Here is a 4214-nt window from a genome sequence, read left to right as displayed (position 1 = left end):
GAGACCGCGGTCGACCGCGGCGTCGACCCCACCTTCGCCGCGTCGACGCTGGAGTCGACGACGACGGAGATCCGCCGCGACGGGGCGCCCGTCGAGAACCTGACCGACGACCACTTCCTCGACCTGTTCGCGCTCGTCGAGGACGACGACCTCGCGAAGGAAGGGGTTCCCGAAGTGCTGACGACGCTCGCGGAGGACCCGTCGCTGTCGGCGGCCGAGGCGGTCGAGGAGGCGGGCCTGTCAGGCGTGAGCGAGGCCGAAGTTCGGGAGGCCGTGGTGGAAGTCGTCGAGCGGAACGCGGACCAGATCGAAGAGGAGGGGATGGGCGCGTTCTCCGGGCTCATGGGCGAAGCGATGGGCGCGCTCCGCGGGAAGGCCGACGGCGAGGTCGTCTCCGACGTGCTCCGCGAAGAGATCGGGAAGCGGTCGTAAGGCGCTGCGTTCGAGTCCGAACGCGGGGCGTCGCGCCGGCCGCACGCTGTTCTCTCAGTCGGTTAGCTCCGCGATCAGGGTGTCGAGGTCGTACGTCGCCGGCGCGCGGGGCTCGTCGCGCAGGGTGGCGATCGTGAACGTCGAGTTCGTGCGCTCGACTTGGGGGATCGCTTCGAAGTCGCTGATGAGCCGTTCGACGGTGTCCGACGAGGAGAGCCGCGCGAGGACGACGAAGTCGGTCTCGCCCATCGTGAAGAACGCCTCGGTCACGCCCTCCACCGCGAGCAACTCTTCCGCGAACTCCTCGTAGGGGCCCTCGTAGTCCGCGAGCACCTCGACGATCACGGTGACGCCGAGCCCGAGCGCCTCGTGGTCGAGGTCGTACAGGTCGTTCTCGATCACGCCGTCCTCGCGGAGGTTGTTCAGCCGGTAGTGGATCGTCGACACCGGAATGTCGGTCTCCTCGTGGAGCCGCTCGGGGCTCCCGGTGCCGAGGTCCGAGATCGCCTTCAACAGCCGCACGTCGCGCTCGTCCATACCTCCCGTTCGCGTGATGGTCTGTTATATATTACGACCGATATACTTGTATCCAAATTCAAAATAGCCGCCCCTTTCGAAGGCAAGTCGCATTAGATTCGTATGTGTGATTGTTCATTTCCAATATGGGATGATTCGGGAGAATAGTTTAACTATCTCTGCCGATTTCGAATAGACAGCCAATGGATCTGCGGAACCTCATTTCCACTCCCGAATCGATCGTCGCCGCGTTCGTTCTCCTCGCGACCCTGTGGGGCACCTCCTTCGTCGCCATCGAGGCCGGACTGCACTACTTCCCGCCGCTCCTGTTCGCCGGCGTGCGCTACGCCGTCGCCGGCGCAGTTGTGCTGGGTTTCGCCGCGTTCGTGTCCGACAGGACGCTTCCCCGCGGCCGCGACGAGTGGCTCGGCGTCGCGGTCGCCGGGGCCTTCGTGATCGCCGCGTACCACGGCCTGCTGTACGTCGCCGAACTCCACATCACGGGCGCGGTCGCCGCCGTGATCGTGAGCCTCGCACCCGTGTTGACCGCGACGTTCGCGGCGCTCCTCCTCCCGAACGAACGGCTCGGCCCCCTCGAAATCGGCGGGTTCGCGCTCGGGATCCTCGGCGTGATAGTGATCGCCGACCCGATGCAGGCGGGACTCGGAAGCTCCGCCCTGCTCGGCGCCGGCCTCGCGTTCGCCGGTGCGGTCGCCTTCTCGCTCGGCGCGGTGCTGCTCCGCCCGCTCCGCACCGACCTCCCGATCGCCGCGCTGCAGGGGTGGGCGATGGTGTCCGGCGCCGGGATGCTGTTCGTCGGGGCCGCCCTGCTGGGTGAGTCGCCCGGGGAGATCGTCTGGAACACCACGTCGATCGTGTCGCTGTCGTATCTCACCCTGTTGTCGGGCGTCGTCGCGTTCCTGATCTACTTCGCGCTGCTCGACGAGGTGGGCCCGGCCCAGCTCCACCTCGTCGGCTACGCGGAGCCCGTCGTCGCCGCGGTCGGGAGCTGGGTCCTGCTCGGCAGCCTGATCGACGGCGAGGCGATCATCGGGTTCGTGGCGATCCTCGTCGGCTTCGTCGTCCTCGAACGCCACGAGATCGCCGCCTACGTCGGCATCGAAGACGCGCTCGGTGCGCGCTAACGGACGGCAGAAGCGACCCATCGCACCGAGCGTGTAGAGCACCGAGCGTCACCGGCGTTTTTCCGGGCCCTGTCCTCAACCGCCGACATCCGCCGTCAGCCCCGCCCGGAGGTCTCGACCGAAGTAGTGGCCGAGCAGCGCCAGCACCAGCCCCGCCCCGCCGCCGACCGCGAGCAGCGGGAGTCCCCACTGCGAGAGGTAGTCGATCCCGATCGGGAGGAAGCCGATCCCGAGGACGCTGGTCACCGCGGTGCCCGCGCCGGCCGCGACCCCGGCGAGGCCGGTTTCGACGTATTTCCCCGCTGAGAAGACCAACCCGACCAGGAACGCCGCGAGAAACACCCCGGCGGCCGAGCCGATCGTCCCTCCGATGAGCGGGATCGCGCCGCCGGCGAACACGCCGAGCGCGACGGCGGCGAGCGCGACGGCGAACGACTTCGCGGAGAACCAGCGTCCGTCCATCCCGACGCGACCGGCGGGTCCGCGCCCCTCGCTCGACCCCGAGTCGCTCCCGGTGTCCGAACCGTCCCCGGTGTCGCCGTCACCCCCGCCGTTCGCGAGGTCGTCGTCGAGGAGGTCGTCGAGGTCGTCCATCGGGTCGCCGTCGGACGCCTCGCGCTCCTTGGAGGGTTGCATGCCCGAGAATTCGCCCGTGAGACCTTGTGTCTTGCGCCGAGCCCGAATCGAAGCGCCGATCGGCGGTTCTGCAGCGGGTCCATGCGATACGATACCGCTCGCCGTTTCACCGGAAACCCGGTGTCCCCGGATCGGACCGCGACCGGTTCCACCGCGGTAGCCGCGCGCGAGTACGGCTCACTCCGAAGCGGGCGAGGGTTCCCGAGAGCCCCACACCAGCTTGTCGACGAGTTCGACGGTCATCGCCTCGTCGACGGCCACCTGACAGGAGAGCCGCGGGTAGCCGAACCGGTCCGCCACGCTGTCGTGCCAGTGTTCGGGTGCGGGCCCCTCGCGGATCCGGACGCCGCAGGTCGCACAGAGCCCCCGGCCCCGGCAGTTGAGTCGGTGCGTCGCGGCGGCGTACGGCGACAGCCCCGCCTCCAACAGCACCCGACGGAGGTTCCGTCCGGGGGCGACCGCGAGTTCGGTGCGCTCGTCGCCGTCGAGGACGGTCAGCGGAACGGTGTCGTCGCCGGAGCCGGTCATGCGATCGGGATTCGGGCTCCGAACGGATAGGACTGTGCTCGCTCCGCCCTCGCGCCGACAAGCCGGTCGGTTCGCCGGCGTGACGCGAAGCGGGACCCGGAACGGCTTTGCGGGTCCGCGTCGACCCGGACGACATGGACACGCGTCGCGCGCTGCTCGACGCCCTCGGCGACGGCCCAGTCTCCGGCCCCGCGCTCGCCGCCGACCTCGACGTGTCGCGAGCGGCGGTGTGGAAGGCGGTCGAGTCTCTCCGGGAGGAGGGGTTCGCGGTCGAGTCGACGCCCGAGGGGTACGTCGCTCCCGATGACCCCGGCTACTCCGCCGCCGGCATCGAGTTCGGGCTCGACGCCCCCTACGCGATCGAGTACCACGACCGGCTCCCGTCGACCAACGACCGCGCCCGCGACCTGGCGACCGAGGGGGCCGACGGCGTCGCGGTCGTCGCCGACGAGCAGAGCGGGGGACGGGGGCGGCTCGACCGCGAGTGGGTCGCGCCGAGCGGCGGGGTCTGGCTCTCGCTCGTGACCCGACCCGACGTGCCGCCCGCCCGCGCCCCGCTGTTCACGCTCGCGGCTGCGGTCGCGACCGCGGACGCCTGTCGGGAGGCGGGCGTCGACGCCCACATCAAATGGCCGAACGACGTGCTCGTGGGCGGTCTCGACGGAGAGCCCGATCGCGACGCCGACACCGAAGGTCGCGGCGGTCGCAAGCTCGCGGGCATCCTCACGGAGATGCAGGGCGAGGCCGACCGCGTCTCGTGGCTCGTCGCGGGGATCGGCGTCAACGCGAACATCGGCTCCGACGCTCTCCCGCCGGGCGCGACCTCCCTGCGGGAGGAGCTCGGCGACCCCGTCGACAGGCGCCGGTTCGCCGCGACGCTCCTCGAACGCTTCGCGGCGCTCGCGGGGGCGCCGGACCGGATGGACCGGATCCTCCCGGCGTGGCGCGAGCGCGCGA

General features: G+C 70.1%; 5 protein-coding genes and 1 pseudogene. 3 read left to right on the top strand and 3 right to left on the bottom strand.

Going from position 1 to position 4214, the window contains the following annotated elements:
• Window positions 1-432: pseudogene (locus DJ69_RS08405) on the top strand (Glu-tRNA(Gln) amidotransferase subunit GatE); the annotation flags it as partial.
• A gap of 54 nt (window positions 433-486) precedes the next feature.
• On the opposite strand, the gene DJ69_RS08400 reads toward DJ69_RS08405, so the two are convergent.
• Entirely contained in the window at window positions 487-969 is a 483-nt protein-coding gene (locus DJ69_RS08400; protein WP_099255210.1) for an Lrp/AsnC family transcriptional regulator, read from the bottom strand.
• 182 nt (window positions 970-1151) lie between these two features.
• Here DJ69_RS08400 and DJ69_RS08395 point away from each other — a divergent pair, with 182 nt between their 5' ends.
• The gene (locus tag DJ69_RS08395) at window positions 1152-2093 is read left to right on the top strand and encodes a DMT family transporter (protein WP_099255209.1); all 942 of its coding nucleotides are present in this window, start codon (window positions 1152-1154) and stop codon (window positions 2091-2093) included.
• Window positions 2094-2168: 75 nt separating this feature from the next.
• Here DJ69_RS08395 and DJ69_RS08390 read toward each other — a convergent pair whose 3' ends face one another.
• Both DJ69_RS08390 and DJ69_RS08385 read right to left on the bottom strand, forming a co-directional pair.
• On the bottom strand, window positions 2169-2729 hold the full coding sequence (locus DJ69_RS08390) for a hypothetical protein (RefSeq protein WP_099255208.1): 561 nt from the start codon (window positions 2727-2729) through the stop codon (window positions 2169-2171).
• A 177-nt stretch (window positions 2730-2906) separates the two neighbouring features.
• Window positions 2907-3257, bottom strand: coding sequence for a 2Fe-2S iron-sulfur cluster binding domain-containing protein (locus DJ69_RS08385; RefSeq protein WP_099255207.1), 351 nt, complete (start codon window positions 3255-3257; stop codon window positions 2907-2909).
• Between the two features lie 134 nt (window positions 3258-3391).
• Here DJ69_RS08385 and DJ69_RS08380 point away from each other — a divergent pair.
• Window positions 3392-4214 (top strand): biotin--[acetyl-CoA-carboxylase] ligase (locus DJ69_RS08380; protein ID WP_099255206.1); only part of this gene is annotated, 823 nt, incomplete at its 3' end.

Origin of the sequence: Halorubrum persicum (assembly GCF_002727125.1) — an archaeon.
Classification (GTDB): domain Archaea; phylum Halobacteriota; class Halobacteria; order Halobacteriales; family Haloferacaceae; genus Halorubrum; species Halorubrum persicum.
The sequence above is the reverse complement of the archived record's forward strand: the minus strand, read 5'-3'. Positions and strand labels throughout refer to the sequence as shown.